The sequence below is a fragment of the Capnocytophaga canis genome (assembly GCF_043187445.1).
GTDB classification, from domain to species: domain Bacteria; phylum Bacteroidota; class Bacteroidia; order Flavobacteriales; family Flavobacteriaceae; genus Capnocytophaga; species Capnocytophaga canis.
On record NZ_CP171121.1, the window covers coordinates 2088022 to 2103167 of the forward strand.

Genomic DNA, 15146 nt, shown 5'->3' on the forward strand with positions numbered 1-15146 from the left:
GTTTCACGAATTAAGAGGAAACCATAAAATCATCGCTCTAAGACATTCTTTTTTACGTTTAATTTCTAACTATATACATGATAAAAGGTTAGTTATGTGGTTACAAGGGAGCAGCCCTATCAAAGCATTAGCAAACCAAACATTTTATCCATATACAGATATGCTTTTGCACGATATGGGTGAAGATTTAGCAGATGGTCGTCCGGACTTTTTAGCCGATGGCAATGAATGGAAAACACGTCCGCTTTGGGGTATTGGATTACAATTTCTAGTAAATGGACATACTGAATTTCTTCACGATGGACGTGCTAAAAACGTAACCGAAGCCATTTTATGGCACGGAGGAGAAGCTAAAGATACCAAAGAAAAATTCAAACAACTCTCAAAAAAAGACCGAGAAGATTTATTGGAGTTTATAAATTCAATATAAAAACTGTTTAAAGACACCTCCTACTTTATTCTCAAATACAGTATTACCTGTTAAGTTGTGTTTACTGTTTTTGGGAATGTTTATTATAAATTTTTCTCTATATATTCCTTAAATAGTGTTCACTAACTGATTTTTCGAGATGAGTATGAAATCACAAACAAGTGCAGAGTATTAAAACACTGCACTTGTTATTTTTTGTCTGAAGCTGATTGAGACCTTTGTAAGAACCATTTTCTGGGCCAATTTAATCAAAATTATTTCTGTTTTTTTTTGCTTTTTCAATTTTGAGGTTTTGTTCTAAATAGAATAAAGTTTTTTAAGATATATTTTGTGTGTAAAAAAGTCTTTTCGAGAGCATCTTTGTATGTACTAAAAAGACAAGAGCAGTAATAGGTAGGGTTGAGAATCGCGTTTCAGAACAAAATACAGAATAATTAATAATCAATCATTTATTATCTTTATTTCTTATTTTTTATCTTGTAAAGGGAGCTCATTTAGGTAATTTGTCCCCAATACTTAGTATTCCTTTTTGAATGAGTTGTAATTGTTCCTTCTGAACCAGTTTAATTGAATTGCACATAATCAAATGTTTTTATATTTTGTAAATTATATTTTGTTGTTTGATTTTTTAAATAAGTCAAGAAAGCATCTGTTCTTGATGTTTTAACATTACTTTTTTGAGTAAAACTAAGGTAGTTTAGAACAGATTTTCTTAATTCTTTTTGAATACTCTCTTTTTCATAATTCTTTTCATAAAGATGTAAAAGAAAATATATAGCCTTTTGCAGTATCTCTTCGGCTCTGTTCAAGTCCTTAACTTCTTGATAACAATTTGCCAAATTGTAACACGAAATAGTATACACTTGTACGAAAGGCACTTTCATACGAATACAGTCTTGCAAATTATTGCTGAGTACTTCGGCTCTGTACAAGGCATTGAGATAGCTATCCAAAGCCAGTTCGTACTTTTCTTGATTGAAAAAATTATTAGCCTCTTCGGTTAGTAACTTCCAATAATTTTCTATGTGATTTATACAAATATCGCTCATATTATTTCAGATTTTGGTTAGCAAAATTCCAGTTCACTAATTCCCAGAAACCTTCCACGAATTTAGGTCTTGCATTTCGGTAATCAATATAGTAAGCGTGTTCCCATACATCAATGGTGAGAATAGGCGTTTTGTTTTCCGTAAGCGGAGTATAGGCATCTTTCATTGGCAGAATTTCTAGTTTTCCTTCTTGATTTTGAGCCAGCCAAGCCCAACCTGCACCGAATAATTTTACAGCAATGGTAGAGAATTGTTCTTTAAAATTTTCAAAACTTCCGAAATCGCGGTGGATGAGTTCGGCTATTTTTCCCGTAGGATTTTTTCCGCCATCGGGCGACAGGCAATTCCAAAAAAAGGAGTGATTCCAATGTTGAGCTGCATTGTTAAAGATGGCTACATTGTTTTCGGCGTGGCTTTTTCGGATGATGTCCACGATGTCTTTTTCCTCCCATTCGGTATCTTTTACCAATCCTGCAAGGTTGTTTACATAGGCAGCGTGATGCTTCCCGTAGTGATAGTCAAAAGTTTCTTCGGTAATAATCGGGTTTAGAGCGTTTTTATCATACGGAAGCTCTGGAAGTGTGTGATTAATTTTCATTTTACTTACAATTAAATTAGTTAGTTTATTGGTTTTTAGTTTTTTAATATTATCAGTCTCTTATTTTTTTAGATTAGCAAAAATAATAATTTAGACTTATCTAAAAAATAAAAATAGTAATTTTTTTATTTATTTTCATAATATAGTTTTTAATAAATTGTAAACCAAATATATAGAATAATTTTTAGTGAATAAAACAGCTTTACTTATTAATTTGTATTAAGTTTTTTTGTTTTATTTTTAATGGCATTTCCATGCATTCGTTATTTTCTAAATCACATTCTCAATATTCCTTTTATGTTACAGCATACCCTTCATATGGTCAAAAAATATTCCTTTGAAAAACAAATATTTACTACGGAAATAACTACTTTGTGGAAAAAAAACAGAGGAATTAATCGTTTTTTTTGGGAAAAAATTAGTACTTTTACCGAAACTAATTGTTCATAAACAATATTATGTATAGTACTTATGGAAAAATATCTATTTGACCGTTTAACCTCTCCGATTTATAAATTCACAAAACAGGCAAAATCGGGAGGTATTGTTTTGGGAATCAACGTAATTCTCGCTTTATTTTTAGCAAACTCTCCATGGTCTGATTCCTATTTTCATTTTTTTGAACATCATTTCGGATTTGTTTTTGATGGTGAACCCTACTTAAATTTTACGGTTCATCATTGGATAAACGACGGATTGATGTCTTTGTTTTTCTTTGTTGTTGGTTTGGAACTGAAACGAGAAATTGTAGCAGGTGAGTTGTCAAATCCTCGTGAAGCGATGCTACCGATTGCGGCAGCTCTGGGAGGAATGATTGTACCCGCTATCATTTATTTAGCTTTAAATCCTTCAGGAGAAGCCCATAGTGGATGGGGAATCCCGATGGCAACGGATATAGCTTTCTCATTAGCAGTGCTTTATCTTTTGGGAGATAAAATTCCATTATCATTGAAGGTGTTTTTGACAGCCTTGGCTATAGTTGATGATTTGGGAGCCGTATTGGTAATTGCATTTTTCTATACATCTGAAATATCATTCGCTAACTTAGGTTTAGGTTTTGCATTGTTATTCTTACTTTATTTAGGAAAACGCATAGGCATACGTCATGTGTTGTTCTACGCTTTGATCGGAATTGTCGTTTGGATTGCTTTCTTGCTTTCAGGTGTACACGCTACCATATCGGCTGTTTTAGTTGCTTTTATGATTCCAACCGATGTGCAGATGAAGGAAAGCGAATTTGTTCATAACATTCAAAGTTATTTAAAAAGATTCAAGCGTTTAGACCCTAATAACACGCGTCCAACATTGACAGAAAAGCAACTACATCTTTTAGAAAAAGTGAGTATTGACACCCGCAGATCAATACCTCCACTACAACGACTTGAACACGCTATGCACCCATTCGTAACCTTTGTCGTGATTCCGATTTTCGCTTTGGCAAATGCAGGAGTTTCTTTGGATATTGAGTTAAGCACACTTTTTGAAACTAATGTGGCTCTTGGTGTTGCTTTGGGCTTATTTTTCGGAAAAGTGATTGGTGTTGTAAGTTTTACCTTATTGATGGTAAAATTAGGGCTGGGAACTTTCCCTCGAGGAATGAATTTACGTAATTTGTTTGGTTTGGGACTTTTAGCTGCTATTGGGTTTACTATGTCGTTATTTGTTACCACTTTGGCATTTAAGAATCCTATGCTCATTGATCAAGCTAAAATCGGAATTTTTGCAGCATCACTGTTTGGTGGTATATGTGGATACTTAGTGTTAAATAAGAAAGAAAAAGATAAGATAGAAGTTGAAGAAGTGTAGAATAAGTCCATAATTTTTCGTTTTTATCATAAAGAAAAGGCCATCTTATAATTTAGATAGCCTTTCTTGTTTTTTACTAATTTAAAAAGGATAAACTCTCGTCTACATCTATATAGACGATAAAAAAAGTCAAATGTTACAAAAAAAATGATTTTTTTTTGAATATTTTTTATGCTCTCATTCATTGATAAGGAGAGTAAAGAATTACGGAGTTCAAATTATGTAAACTTTTTACCAAAAAGTTTAAAACTCCACAAATGGAAATCGTTTTTTCAGTAGAGTTATTTTTTTATGCAGTTGTTCTTGAAAAGAGATGAAAGACTTACTGTTGCTGTTAAATGGACGGTGTTGTAATCCTTTTTGGATAGCGTCAACTTCTTTCAATATAGATAGACAATCTGGAGAGAAGTAGCTTTCAGTAAAACGTTTCCAAATGTAGTCAATAGCTACATCAGATGGGTGTAACATATCATCGGCATAAAAACGATAATCCCGAAGTTCATCCATCATAATTTCGTAGGCCGGGAAATAGGAAGTATGACTACTTTTTTTGATAACAGAATGTAGAGAGCTTATTAATAGAGATTTACTAATATTATTCTCAGTGAATCCGTCTTTTAAGTGTCGCACGGGTGAAATGGTACAGATACAATGAATTTTTGGATTTATAATATTAACTAATTGAAATATAGATTGTAAGCTATTCTCTATTTCTGAGAAAGAAAGCAATCGTTTTGAAAAATGTTGTTGTGGAACCTTGTGGCAATTAGCAACTACTTTTCCCGTTTCATGCGTGTAAACCCAAGCAGTTCCGAGCGTAATAAAAATAAAATCAGATGATTGTAAAGCCTTTTGTGAGATTATTAACTGCTGGTTGGCTCGTTCCACAGCAGAATCTAATGTTGGTTGGCTCAATTCGGAATGTAGGTCAAAGCAGAGCCATTTATCATCATGAAAAAAGAAATCTTTTTCTGTAAATAATTCATTTTTAACAGATTTACGAATAACCTTTTCAATGGCCAACGGATGAAATAAAATCCCAAACGGATTAGAAACTGTTCGCATTTTGTGATAGCCTAATTTCTTAGCCATATTTAATGAAAAGCAAGAACCAAAACTGACAATTTTAGATTCAAATTGGATTTGAGCTTTATTAGGGTGGATGGGAACGATGGTTCTGAACATTCTTTTTTTGGGCAAAGATACGTTTTTTTCAAAAATAGATGATAACGAGATAAATAAACAAAAAAAAGTACGTACTTTTGCCAACCGTTTTCAGAAAAAAATAAATATATAAGAGATGGATTTAATAGATCAATTGATGTCAGCCGTATTGATGCTGGTAACCTTTGCGATTGGTAGTTCCTTAAAATTCAAGGATTTTGAAAACATATTTACTCATGCAAAGGCTTTTACAGTAGGGTTGACTGCACAGATGGTTTTTCTACCTCTGTTAGCATTTGCAATAGCCTACTTTTCTGATTTACCTCCAGCACTAAAAGTAGGATTAATCATTGTAGCCATATGCCCTGGAGGAACTACCTCTAATTTTGTTTCCTATTTAGTTAATGCTGATACAGCTTTGGCGGTAGCTTTAACTTCAATCAACAGTTTGTTGATGTTTTTCACCATACCAACTCTTACCAACCTTGGTATTTCGATTTTTATGCACAGTTCATCTGAGTTTTCTCTATCAATGACCGAAACCTTTTGGGAAGTAAGCAAAGTCATCATCATACCCGCATTTTTAGGACTGTTGTTCAATCGCTATTATCCGAATTTAGCTCTAAAAATAAAAATCCCCTTAAAGATTATCAATACGATTTTGTTAGGATTGGTATTTATTATTAAATTTTTCGCTGATCAGGAATCAGGAGGAACAGGTATTGTGTTTGAGGAAATTCTAAGCATATTGCCCTATGCCTTAGCAATACATTTGCTTTCCATGGTGCTCAGCTACATCATATCAAAAAAGACTTTTGGTATATCGAACGTACAAGCAACTACCATAGGTATTGAGGTAGGATTACAAAACACTGTACTTGCCATATATATCGCTGGATTGGTACAAAGCGTAGAAATGGCAAAACCAGCGTTAGTTTATGCCATGTTCTCGTTTTTCACAACATTAGCCTTCGCTTTCATAGTGATGGGACGAAGATATAATCAATGATAAACAACCAGATGTGTAAGGTTGTATATTTTACGTTACTTTTTAAAGATTTATTTAACCACAGTCAATCAAAAGGAGAAAGAATAATCGTTTAAAGGTTATTTTCGTACCTCAAAGATTAACTGTAATAAACAAGAAGCAGAAAAACTGACTAAAAATTGAAAAAAGTTACAAAAACAACTTTTTTTATTTTTTTAACAAAACAACTTTTTTTAATATGCTGTTTATTAAGTTCTTATGCTTTTTTGTTTATAAACAAGTTCTGTTTTTTTATTACAGAAATAAGATGAAAGAGGGTAGGGGGTTAGATGTTGTACATAAATTAAAGTATTGATTTCTTGGTGTTTTAAAAATAAAACAATACTTTTGCACCCTCAATTAACGGGAGAATTAATTAAATTATTTTATAAATTAAATTATGCCAACAATTTCACAGTTAGTACGAAAAGGAAGAACCAGAATTACCAAGAAGAGTAAATCGGTTGCTTTGGATTCGTGTCCTCAACGTAGAGGAGTGTGTACGCGTGTTTACACCACAACACCTAAAAAACCAAACTCAGCGATGCGTAAAGTTGCTCGTGTACGTTTGACAAATGGTAATGAGGTGAACGCTTACATTCCAGGAGAAGGACATAACCTCCAAGAGCACTCGATAGTATTGGTACGAGGCGGAAGGGTTAAAGATTTGCCTGGTGTTCGATACCACATCGTTCGTGGTGCGTTAGACACAGCGGGAGTAGCAGGAAGAACGCAACGTCGTTCTAAATATGGGGCTAAACGTCCAAAACCAGGACAAGCAGCAGCAGCTCCAGCAAAAGGTAAGAAAAAGTAATTAAAAATCTTTTAACTAAGAAAAAATGAGAAAAAGACAGGCTAAGAAAAGACCTCTTTTACCAGATCCGAAATTTAATGACCAATTAGTTACGCGTTTTGTAAACAATCTAATGTGGGATGGTAAAAAGTCAGTGGCTTTTAAAGTGTTCTATGATGCTCTTGATATCGTAGATCAGAAGAAAAACAACGAAGAAAAAACAGCTTTGGAAGTGTGGAAAGACGCTCTAACGAACGTAATGCCTCACGTTGAGGTACGTTCTCGCCGTGTAGGAGGGGCAACATTCCAAATTCCTATGCAAATCAGACCTGATAGAAAAGTGTCAATGGCTATGAAATGGTTGATTGGTTATGCTCGTAAAAGAAATGAGAAATCAATGGCACAAAAATTAGCTGGAGAAATTTTGTCAGCAGCAAAAGAAGAAGGTGCGGCTGTTAAGAAAAGAATGGATACGCACAAAATGGCAGAAGCAAACAAAGCATTCTCACACTTTAGATTTTAGTATATAATATGGCAAGAGATTTACAATATACAAGAAACATTGGAATTGCGGCTCACATTGACGCAGGAAAAACTACGACAACGGAGCGTATCCTATTCTATACAGGAAAGACACATAAATTAGGAGAAGTTCACGATGGAGCTTCAACAATGGACTGGATGGAGCAAGAGGCTGAGCGTGGAATCACTATCCAATCAGCTGCAACCACTTGTACGTGGAACTTCCCAACAGAAAACGGAAAACCAACAGCAGATGCCAAAGAATATCACTTCAATATCATTGATACCCCAGGTCACGTGGATTTTACCGTTGAGGTAAACCGCTCATTGCGTGTGTTGGATGGTTTGGTGTTTTTGTTTAGTGCTGTTGATGGTGTTGAACCTCAATCAGAAACTAACTGGCGTTTGGCAGATAACTATAAAGTGCCACGTATTGGTTTCGTAAACAAAATGGACAGACAAGGAGCTAACTTCTTGAACGTTTGTAACCAAGTGAAAGAAATGTTAAAATCAAACGCTGTGCCTATTGTATTGCCTATAGGAGATGAGGTTGATTTTAAAGGAGTAGTTGACTTGGTAAAAAATCGTGCTATTGTTTGGCATGAGGACACACAGGGAGCTACATTTGATGTAGTAGAAATCCCTGAGGAGATGAAAGACGAAGTGCATCAATATCGCTCTCAATTGATTGAAGAGGTTGCTGCTTATGATGAAGGTCTTCTAGAAAAATATATGGAAGATGAAAATTCTATCACAGAAGAAGAAGTACATAAAGCGTTAAGAGCTGCTGTGATGGATATGGCAATCATCCCGATGGTGTGTGGTTCTTCTTTCAAAAATAAAGGTGTTCAGTTTATGTTGGATACGGTATGTCGTTACTTACCTTCTCCTTTAGACAAAGAAGCTATTGAGGGAACGCACCCTGATACAGGAGTTGTAGCTTTAAGAAAACCATCAGTAGAAGCACCTTTTGCGGCATTAGCATTTAAGATTGCTACAGACCCTTATGTTGGTCGTTTGGCGTTCTTCCGTGCTTATTCTGGACATTTGGATGCAGGTACCTACGTATTGAACGCTCGTTCAGGAAATAAAGAACGTATTTCTCGTATCTACCAAATGCACGCTAACAAACAAAATCCAATTGAATTTATTGAAGCTGGAGATATCGGGGCAGCGGTAGGTTTTAAAGATATCAAAACAGGAGATACTCTTTGTGATGAAAAACACCCAATCGTATTAGAGTCTATGGTATTCCCAGATCCAGTGATTGGTATTGCTATTGAGCCTAAAACAAAAGCAGATGTTGATAAAATGGGTATGGCATTAGCTAAATTAGCTGAGGAGGATCCAACATTCCAAGTAAAAACTGATCAGGCTTCTGGGCAAACTATCATCTCAGGTATGGGAGAGCTTCACTTAGATATTATCGTTGACCGTTTGAAACGTGAGTTTAAAGTTGAAGTTAACCAAGGACAACCACAAGTAGAGTACAAAGAAGCTCTTACAGCGGTAGCTAACCATCGTGAGGTTTACAAAAAACAATCAGGTGGACGTGGTAAGTTTGCAGATATTGTCTTCCGCATGGAACCAGCAGATGAAGGTAAAGTAGGCTTAGAGTTTATCAACGAAATTAAAGGAGGAAATATTCCAAAAGAGTATATCCCATCTGTTGAGAAAGGATTCAAAGAGGCTATGAAAAATGGACCTTTGGCTGGATTTGAAATGGATGCAATGAAAATTACTTTGGTGGATGGTTCGTTCCACGCAGTCGATTCAGATTCATTGTCATTCGAGTTGGCAGCTAAATTAGGTTACAAAGAAGCTGCTCGAGCTGCAAAAGCGGTGTTGATGGAGCCTATTATGAAACTAGAAGTTATCACTCCAGAAGAAAATATGGGTGATATCGTAGGAGACTTGAACCGTCGTCGTGGACAAGTAAACAACATGGATGATAGAAATGGAGCAAAAGTTATCAAAGCAAGCGTTCCATTATCAGAAATGTTTGGTTACGTAACTTCATTGCGTACATTATCATCAGGTCGTGCAACATCAACAATGGAGTTTTCTCACTACGCTGAAACTCCGTCGAATATTGCAGAAGAAGTTATTAAAAAAGCAAAAGGTAACTAATTTTTAAGGAAATGAGCAGTCAAAAAATCAGAATAAAATTGAAATCTTACGATCATAGCTTAGTTGACAAATCAGCTGAGAAGATTGTAAAAACAGTAAAAGCAACAGGAGCGGTAGTAACAGGGCCAATTCCATTACCAACGCACAAAAAAATATTTACTGTATTGCGTTCTCCCCACGTGAATAAGAAATCACGTGAGCAGTTTCAGTTGAGCTCTCACAAACGTCTTTTAGACATCTATAGCTCTTCATCAAAAACTATTGACGCTTTGATGAAATTGGAATTGCCAAGTGGAGTAGAAGTTGAAATCAAAGTTTGATAACTTCTAACAAGAGCGTAATTCGAAGTGAAATAACTTCATAACTTGTCCTGAAACAGTTTGTTAGGGAAAAACGGAAAAAATGATTCAGGGTTGAAAAGCCAAGGCATTTTTTGACCCTGAATTTTATGAATAATAGTAATTAATATTTTAAATTAAATTTATGTCTGGGTTAATTGGAAAAAAAGTAGGTATGACCAGTCTATTTGATGAGAACGGGAAAAATGTTCCTTGTACAATCATTGAGGCAGGGCCATGCGTAGTTACCCAAGTCAGAACCGTAGAGGTTGACGGGTATGAGGCTCTTCAACTTGGTTTCGATGACAAAGCAGAACATCGTGCTAACAAAGCAGAGTTAGGACATTTCAAAAAAGCAGGAGCTTCTGTTAAGAAGAAAGTTATCGAATTTCAAGGATTTGAAGGAGTGTACAAATTAGGTGACACTATCACTGTGGATCTTTTTGAAGAAGGAGAATTTGTTGACGTGACAGGTATTTCCAAAGGAAAAGGGTTCCAAGGGGTTGTTAGAAGACACGGTTTTGGAGGTGTTGGTCAATCAACACACGGTCAGCACAACCGTTTAAGAGCACCGGGTTCTATCGGAGCATCATCCTACCCGTCACGCGTTTTCAAAGGAATGCGTATGGCAGGAAGAATGGGGGCAGAAAAAGTAACAGTACAAAACTTGAAAGTGTTGAAAGTGGTTGCTGAGAAAAATCTTTTAGTTGTTAAGGGATGTATTCCAGGTCACAAAAATGCTTACGTAACTATTCACAAATAATGGAAGTAGCAGTATTAAATAGTCAAGGAAAAGAAACAGGCAGAAAAGCGGTGCTTTCTGATTCTGTATTCGGAATAGAGCCTAATAATCATGTGATTTACTTGGATGTTAAACGCTATTTGGCAAATCAACGTCAAGGTACTCATAAGGCAAAAGAAAGAAATGAAGTAGCAGGGAGTACTCGTAAAATTAAAAAACAAAAAGGTACAGGTACGGCTCGTGCAGGAAGTGTAAAATCTCCAGTGTTTGTAGGTGGAGGACGTATTTTTGGTCCAAGACCTAAAGATTACACACAAAAATTAACCAAAAATGTAAAGCGTTTGGCTCGTCGTTCAGCTCTAAGTGCAAAGGCACAAGCTCAAGCTGTTTTGGTTCTTGAAGATTTGAATTTTGATACTCCAAAAACGAAAGAATTTACTAATATTCTGAAATCTTTGGGGTTAGAGAATAAAAAATCACTTTTTGTGTTGCCAGATACAAATAATAACGTATATTTGTCATCTCGAAATTTAAAAACATCGAGCGTTGTAACAGCTTCTGAATTAAATACTTACGATGTGGTTAATGCTACAAACGTGGTGTTATTAGAAAGTTCTGTTGAAGTTTTAGAATCAATTTTAACAAAATAAGAAGAAATGAGCGTATTAATTAAGCCAGTAATTTCGGAAAAAGCAACAGCAAACAGCGAGTTAAAAAACTGTTACACTTTTGAAGTTTCCAAAGATGCGAATAAAATTCAAATTAAAGAAGCTATTGAGTCTGCTTATGGAGTTGAGGTTGCATCGGTTCGAACATTGAATTACGGTCCTAAGCGTAAAGTTCGCTACACAAAAACAGGTTTGCAAGTAGGAAAAACAAACACTGTTAAAAAAGCGGTAGTGCAAGTGGCAGAAGGAGGGACTATAGATTTTTATAGTAATATATAATAGTGTTTAATAAATAGACAAAAAATGTCAGTTAGAAAATTAAAACCGATTACCCCTGGGCAGCGTTTTAGAGTAGTAAACGAATTTGACACCATTACTACTGATAAGCCGGAGAAAAGCCTTTTGGTTCCGTTGAAAAAGTCCGGAGGTAGAAACAATCAAGGGAAAATGACCATGCGTTACATTGGTGGTGGTCACAAGAAAAAGTATCGTTTAGTCGATTTCAAACGTAACAAGTTTGATGTAGAAGCTAAAGTAGTTTCAATCGAATACGATCCAAACAGAACAGCGTTCATTGCTTTGGTTCAATACACCGATGGTGAAAAACGTTACATCATTGCACCAGCAGGTTTAAAAGTAGACCAAACCATTGTTGCAGGTATGAGTAATGTTGCTCCAGAAATTGGAAATGCAATGCCGTTATCTCAAATTCCGTTAGGAACTGTAATCTCTTGTATAGAGTTACGTCCAGGACAAGGAGCAAACATCGCACGTTCTGCGGGAACTTTTGCTCAGTTGATGGCAAAAGATGGAAGATATGCAACTGTTAAATTGCCTTCAGGTGAAACTCGTATGATTTTGTTGACTTGTTTAGCAACAATCGGAGCTGTTTCTAACTCAGATCACCAGTTGATTGTTTCTGGTAAGGCAGGTCGCTCACGTTGGTTAGGAAGAAGACCAAGAACGAGACCAGTTGTAATGAACCCAGTTGATCACCCAATGGGTGGTGGTGAAGGTAGAGCTACCGGAGGACACCCAAGATCAAGAAAAGGTATCCCAGCTAAAGGTTACAGAACTCGTTCTAAAACCAAAGCAAGTAATAAGTATATTGTAGAACGTAGAAAAAAATAAAACACTAAGAAATGGCACGTTCATTAAAGAAAGGACCTTATGTTCACTATAGTTTGGAGAAAAAAATCCAACAGAACATTGAGTCAGGAAAAAAGACTGTTATTAAAACTTGGTCAAGAGCGTCTATGATAACTCCTGATTTTGTTGGTCAAACAATAGCAGTTCACAATGGTCGTCAGTTTGTTCCAGTTTATGTAACTGAGAATATGGTAGGACATAAGTTAGGCGAATTTTCACCAACTCGTTCGTTTAGAGGACATGCTGGTGCAAAAAATAAAGGTAAAAAATAATAGAAGGCTATGGGAGTTCGTAAAAGAGAAAAAGCAATACAAATTAAAGAAGCTAAAAAGAGCTTGGCTTTTGCAAAGTTGAATAACTGCCCTACTTCCCCACGAAAAATGCGTTTAGTAGCGGATATTATTCGTGGTCAACAAGTAGATAAAGCCCTTGCTATTTTGAAATTTAACCAAAAAGAGGCTGCCTCTCGTTTAGAGAAATTGCTTTTGTCAGCGATAGCTAACTGGCAAGCTAAAAACGAGGATGCTGATTTGGAAGATGCAGGATTATTCGTTCAAGAAGTTCGTGTGGATGGTGGTACAATGCTCAAAAGATTGAGAACAGCTCCACAGGGAAGAGCAAACAGAATTAGAAAGCGCTCAAATCACGTGACTATCGTGTTAGGAGCTAAAAATTATAACACAGAAAGCTAAGATAAACTATGGGACAAAAGACAAATCCAATCGGAAATCGCCTTGGAATTATCAGAGGATGGGAGTCTAACTGGTACGGAGGTAATGACTACGGAGACAAACTTGCTGAAGATGACAAAATCAGAAAGTATGTACAGACTCGTTTATCGAAGGCTAGTGTTTCGCGTGTAATTATTGAGAGAACCTTGAAACTTGTAACCGTTACTATCACTACGGCTCGTCCAGGAATTATCATTGGAAAGGGCGGTCAAGAGGTAGACAAGTTGAAAGAAGAATTGAAAAAAATTACGGGTGGTAAAGACATTCAGATTAACATTTTTGAAATCAAAAGACCAGAATTAGACGCTAATTTGGTTGCTGCAGGTATCGCTCGTCAAATTGAAGGGCGTGTTTCATATCGTAGAGCTATTAAAATGGCGATTGCGGCTGCAATGCGTATGAATGCCGAAGGAATTAAAGTGATGATTTCAGGTCGTTTGAATGGTGCAGAGATGGCACGTTCTGAAAGTTATAAAGAAGGAAGAATTCCGTTATCGACCTTCAGAGCTGACATAGATTACGCTCTTGATGAGGCTCACACAACCTATGGACGTATGGGAATTAAAGTGTGGATCATGAAAGGTGAAGTTTATGGAAAAAGAGAGCTTTCTCCTTTAGTGGGAATGACTAAGAAAACTACAGGAGGAACTGGAAAATCTACGACAGAAAAGCCTTCAGGGGCTCCAAAAAAAGCTCGTCGTAAAAAGTAATTTTTTAAAGAAGTAAAGAAATGTTACAGCCAAAAAGAACGAAATATCGTAGAGTACAAAAAGGCAGAATGAAAGGAGTTTCACATCGTGGAACTTTACTTTCAAACGGTACGTTTGGGATTAAATCATTAGACTCAGCTTTCATCACTTCACGCCAAATTGAGTCGGCTCGTATTGCAGCAACTCGTTTTATGAAACGTGAAGGTCAGTTATGGATTAAAATTTTCCCAGATAAACCAATCACTAAGAAGCCTTTAGAGGTACGTATGGGTAAAGGTAAAGGTGCCGTAGAATACTGGGCAGCTGTTGTGAAACCGGGAAGAATTATGTTTGAAGTAGGTGGTGTGCCTTTGTCAGTAGCCAAGGAAGCCTTGCGTCTGGCTGCACAAAAATTGCCTGTAAGAACAAAATTTGTTGTAGCAAGAGATTATCAAGATTAATTAAAGAGCAATGAAACAGTCTGAAATTAAAAAATTGACAATAGCTGAGCTACAAGAGAAGCTTGGTGAATATAAAAAATCGTATGCAGATTTGAAAATGGCTCACGCCATTCAACCAATTGAGAAACCAATTCAATTACGTCAAGTAAGAAGAACCGTTGCTCGTTTAGCGTGTGAGCTTACAAAAAGAGAATTACAATAATTCTATGCTGCCTTATGGAGAAAAGAAATTTAAGAAAAGAAAGAATAGGGGTTGTTAGTAGCAACAAAATGGAGAAAACCATCGTAGTTTCCGAAGTGAAGCGAGTGAAGCACCCTATGTATGGTAAGTTCGTGTTGCGTACAAAAAAATATGTAGCACACGATGAGAAAAATGAGTGCAACATTGGTGATACAGTGAAGATCATGGAAACACGTCCACTAAGTAAAACTAAATGTTGGAGATTAGTAGAAATCATTGAAAGAGCGAAGTAATTATGGTACAGCAAGAATCGAGATTAAAAGTAGCCGACAATACAGGAGCGAAAGAAGTGTTGACTATCCGTGTTTTAGGAGGAACGAAACGTCGCTATGCTTCAGTAGGTGATAAGATTGTGGTTACCGTTAAAGAGGCAACTCCAAACGGAAACGTAAAAAAAGGGCAAGTTTCAACTGCAGTTGTGGTAAGAACTAAAAAGGAAGTACGTCGTGCTGATGGCTCTTACATACGTTTTGACGAAAATGCTTGTGTTCTTTTGAACGCAGCGGGTGAGATGAGAGGGACGCGTGTTTTCGGTCCTGTTGCGAGAGAGCTTCGTGATAAACAATTCATGAAAATTGTGTCATTAGCACCTGAAGTGCTTTAATTTT

At 36.2% G+C, this 15146-nt stretch carries 20 protein-coding genes and 1 pseudogene; 18 read left to right on the plus strand and 3 right to left on the minus strand.

Annotated features, from left to right (window positions below):
• Positions 1-106 precede the first annotated feature (106 nt).
• Positions 107-430: pseudogene (locus ACF3OB_RS08890) on the plus strand (di-heme oxidoredictase family protein); the annotation flags it as partial.
• 563 nt (positions 431-993) lie between these two features.
• Here the strand turns inward: ACF3OB_RS08890 and ACF3OB_RS08895 are convergent.
• Complete coding sequence (locus ACF3OB_RS08895; RefSeq protein WP_042009362.1) at positions 994-1479, minus strand: tetratricopeptide repeat protein; 486 nt, start codon at positions 1477-1479, stop codon at positions 994-996.
• A 1-nt stretch (position 1480) separates the two neighbouring features.
• On the minus strand, positions 1481-2077 hold the full coding sequence (locus ACF3OB_RS08900) for a superoxide dismutase (RefSeq protein WP_042009361.1): 597 nt from the start codon (positions 2075-2077) through the stop codon (positions 1481-1483).
• Positions 2078-2548: 471 nt separating this feature from the next.
• Between ACF3OB_RS08900 and nhaA the strand changes: the two genes are divergently transcribed.
• Positions 2549-3883 (plus strand): Na+/H+ antiporter NhaA, encoded by a 1335-nt coding sequence (gene nhaA / locus ACF3OB_RS08905; protein WP_042009358.1) that lies wholly within the window; start codon positions 2549-2551, stop codon positions 3881-3883.
• A 243-nt stretch (positions 3884-4126) separates the two neighbouring features.
• On the opposite strand, the gene ACF3OB_RS08910 is transcribed toward nhaA, so the two are convergent.
• A complete protein-coding gene (locus ACF3OB_RS08910) occupies positions 4127-5068 on the minus strand; it encodes a GSCFA domain-containing protein (RefSeq protein ID WP_095912672.1) in 942 nt (313 codons plus the stop codon).
• A 115-nt stretch (positions 5069-5183) separates the two neighbouring features.
• Between ACF3OB_RS08910 and ACF3OB_RS08915 the strand changes: the two genes are divergently transcribed.
• From ACF3OB_RS08915 to rplN, 16 genes are all read left to right on the plus strand, one after another.
• Positions 5184-6056: a bile acid:sodium symporter family protein gene (locus tag ACF3OB_RS08915; protein WP_095911842.1), complete on the plus strand. Its 873-nt coding sequence runs from the start codon at positions 5184-5186 to the stop codon at positions 6054-6056.
• 418 nt (positions 6057-6474) lie between these two features.
• On the plus strand, positions 6475-6888 hold the full coding sequence (gene rpsL, locus ACF3OB_RS08920; protein WP_002679283.1) for a 30S ribosomal protein S12: 414 nt from the start codon (positions 6475-6477) through the stop codon (positions 6886-6888).
• 25 nt (positions 6889-6913) lie between these two features.
• Complete coding sequence (gene rpsG / locus ACF3OB_RS08925; protein ID WP_042009352.1) at positions 6914-7390, plus strand: 30S ribosomal protein S7; 477 nt, start codon at positions 6914-6916, stop codon at positions 7388-7390.
• An 8-nt stretch (positions 7391-7398) separates the two neighbouring features.
• Positions 7399-9519, plus strand: coding sequence for an elongation factor G (fusA, locus tag ACF3OB_RS08930; protein WP_042009350.1), 2121 nt, complete (start codon positions 7399-7401; stop codon positions 9517-9519).
• A gap of 11 nt (positions 9520-9530) precedes the next feature.
• The gene (gene rpsJ / locus ACF3OB_RS08935; RefSeq protein WP_042009348.1) at positions 9531-9839 is read left to right on the plus strand and encodes a 30S ribosomal protein S10; all 309 of its coding nucleotides are present in this window, start codon (positions 9531-9533) and stop codon (positions 9837-9839) included.
• A gap of 163 nt (positions 9840-10002) precedes the next feature.
• The gene (rplC, locus tag ACF3OB_RS08940) at positions 10003-10620 is read left to right on the plus strand and encodes a 50S ribosomal protein L3 (RefSeq protein WP_042009346.1); all 618 of its coding nucleotides are present in this window, start codon (positions 10003-10005) and stop codon (positions 10618-10620) included.
• On the plus strand, positions 10620-11249 hold the full coding sequence (gene rplD / locus ACF3OB_RS08945) for a 50S ribosomal protein L4 (RefSeq protein WP_042009343.1): 630 nt from the start codon (positions 10620-10622) through the stop codon (positions 11247-11249). Before rplC ends, rplD begins: the two co-directional genes overlap by 1 nt.
• A gap of 6 nt (positions 11250-11255) precedes the next feature.
• Entirely contained in the window at positions 11256-11546 is a 291-nt protein-coding gene (gene rplW, locus ACF3OB_RS08950; protein ID WP_042009341.1) for a 50S ribosomal protein L23, read from the plus strand.
• Between the two features lie 24 nt (positions 11547-11570).
• Complete coding sequence (gene rplB / locus ACF3OB_RS08955; RefSeq protein ID WP_042009339.1) at positions 11571-12398, plus strand: 50S ribosomal protein L2; 828 nt, start codon at positions 11571-11573, stop codon at positions 12396-12398.
• A gap of 11 nt (positions 12399-12409) precedes the next feature.
• The gene (rpsS, locus tag ACF3OB_RS08960) at positions 12410-12688 is read left to right on the plus strand and encodes a 30S ribosomal protein S19 (RefSeq protein ID WP_042009337.1); all 279 of its coding nucleotides are present in this window, start codon (positions 12410-12412) and stop codon (positions 12686-12688) included.
• A gap of 9 nt (positions 12689-12697) precedes the next feature.
• Positions 12698-13108: a 50S ribosomal protein L22 gene (gene rplV / locus ACF3OB_RS08965; RefSeq protein WP_042009335.1), complete on the plus strand. Its 411-nt coding sequence runs from the start codon at positions 12698-12700 to the stop codon at positions 13106-13108.
• Positions 13109-13116: 8 nt separating this feature from the next.
• Positions 13117-13857: a 30S ribosomal protein S3 gene (gene rpsC, locus ACF3OB_RS08970; RefSeq protein ID WP_042009332.1), complete on the plus strand. Its 741-nt coding sequence runs from the start codon at positions 13117-13119 to the stop codon at positions 13855-13857.
• A 20-nt stretch (positions 13858-13877) separates the two neighbouring features.
• The gene (gene rplP / locus ACF3OB_RS08975) at positions 13878-14297 is read left to right on the plus strand and encodes a 50S ribosomal protein L16 (protein WP_042009330.1); all 420 of its coding nucleotides are present in this window, start codon (positions 13878-13880) and stop codon (positions 14295-14297) included.
• A 10-nt stretch (positions 14298-14307) separates the two neighbouring features.
• Complete coding sequence (rpmC, locus tag ACF3OB_RS08980) at positions 14308-14499, plus strand: 50S ribosomal protein L29 (protein ID WP_042009328.1); 192 nt, start codon at positions 14308-14310, stop codon at positions 14497-14499.
• Positions 14500-14513: 14 nt separating this feature from the next.
• Complete coding sequence (gene rpsQ / locus ACF3OB_RS08985; RefSeq protein ID WP_042009326.1) at positions 14514-14771, plus strand: 30S ribosomal protein S17; 258 nt, start codon at positions 14514-14516, stop codon at positions 14769-14771.
• Positions 14772-14773: 2 nt separating this feature from the next.
• Positions 14774-15142, plus strand: a complete 369-nt coding sequence (gene rplN, locus ACF3OB_RS08990) for a 50S ribosomal protein L14 (protein ID WP_002675043.1) — start codon at positions 14774-14776, stop codon at positions 15140-15142.
• Positions 15143-15146: the final 4 nt, after the last annotated feature.

Bases quoted from the DNA above. Each gene is read 5' to 3' on its own strand.
- rplN (WP_002675043.1), top strand. From the start codon at position 14,774: ATGGTACAGCAAGAATCGAGATTAAAAGTAGCCGACAATACAGGAGCG.
- rplB (WP_042009339.1), top strand. From the start codon at position 11,571: ATGTCAGTTAGAAAATTAAAACCGATTACCCCTGGGCAGCGTTTTAGA.
- rpsQ (WP_042009326.1), top strand. From the start codon at position 14,514: ATGGAGAAAAGAAATTTAAGAAAAGAAAGAATAGGGGTTGTTAGTAGC.
- fusA (WP_042009350.1), top strand. From the start codon at position 7,399: ATGGCAAGAGATTTACAATATACAAGAAACATTGGAATTGCGGCTCAC.
- rpsL (WP_002679283.1), top strand. From the start codon at position 6,475: ATGCCAACAATTTCACAGTTAGTACGAAAAGGAAGAACCAGAATTACC.
- rpsJ (WP_042009348.1), top strand. From the start codon at position 9,531: ATGAGCAGTCAAAAAATCAGAATAAAATTGAAATCTTACGATCATAGC.
- rplC (WP_042009346.1), top strand. From the start codon at position 10,003: ATGTCTGGGTTAATTGGAAAAAAAGTAGGTATGACCAGTCTATTTGAT.
- ACF3OB_RS08895 (WP_042009362.1), bottom strand. From the start codon at position 1,479: ATGAGCGATATTTGTATAAATCACATAGAAAATTATTGGAAGTTACTA.
- rpmC (WP_042009328.1), top strand. From the start codon at position 14,308: ATGAAACAGTCTGAAATTAAAAAATTGACAATAGCTGAGCTACAAGAG.
- ACF3OB_RS08900 (WP_042009361.1), bottom strand. From the start codon at position 2,077: ATGAAAATTAATCACACACTTCCAGAGCTTCCGTATGATAAAAACGCT.
- rplV (WP_042009335.1), top strand. From the start codon at position 12,698: ATGGGAGTTCGTAAAAGAGAAAAAGCAATACAAATTAAAGAAGCTAAA.
- rplD (WP_042009343.1), top strand. From the start codon at position 10,620: ATGGAAGTAGCAGTATTAAATAGTCAAGGAAAAGAAACAGGCAGAAAA.
- ACF3OB_RS08915 (WP_095911842.1), top strand. From the start codon at position 5,184: ATGGATTTAATAGATCAATTGATGTCAGCCGTATTGATGCTGGTAACC.
- rplW (WP_042009341.1), top strand. From the start codon at position 11,256: ATGAGCGTATTAATTAAGCCAGTAATTTCGGAAAAAGCAACAGCAAAC.
- rplP (WP_042009330.1), top strand. From the start codon at position 13,878: ATGTTACAGCCAAAAAGAACGAAATATCGTAGAGTACAAAAAGGCAGA.
- rpsC (WP_042009332.1), top strand. From the start codon at position 13,117: ATGGGACAAAAGACAAATCCAATCGGAAATCGCCTTGGAATTATCAGA.
- rpsG (WP_042009352.1), top strand. From the start codon at position 6,914: ATGAGAAAAAGACAGGCTAAGAAAAGACCTCTTTTACCAGATCCGAAA.
- ACF3OB_RS08910 (WP_095912672.1), bottom strand. From the start codon at position 5,068: ATGTTCAGAACCATCGTTCCCATCCACCCTAATAAAGCTCAAATCCAA.
- rpsS (WP_042009337.1), top strand. From the start codon at position 12,410: ATGGCACGTTCATTAAAGAAAGGACCTTATGTTCACTATAGTTTGGAG.
- nhaA (WP_042009358.1), top strand. From the start codon at position 2,549: ATGGAAAAATATCTATTTGACCGTTTAACCTCTCCGATTTATAAATTC.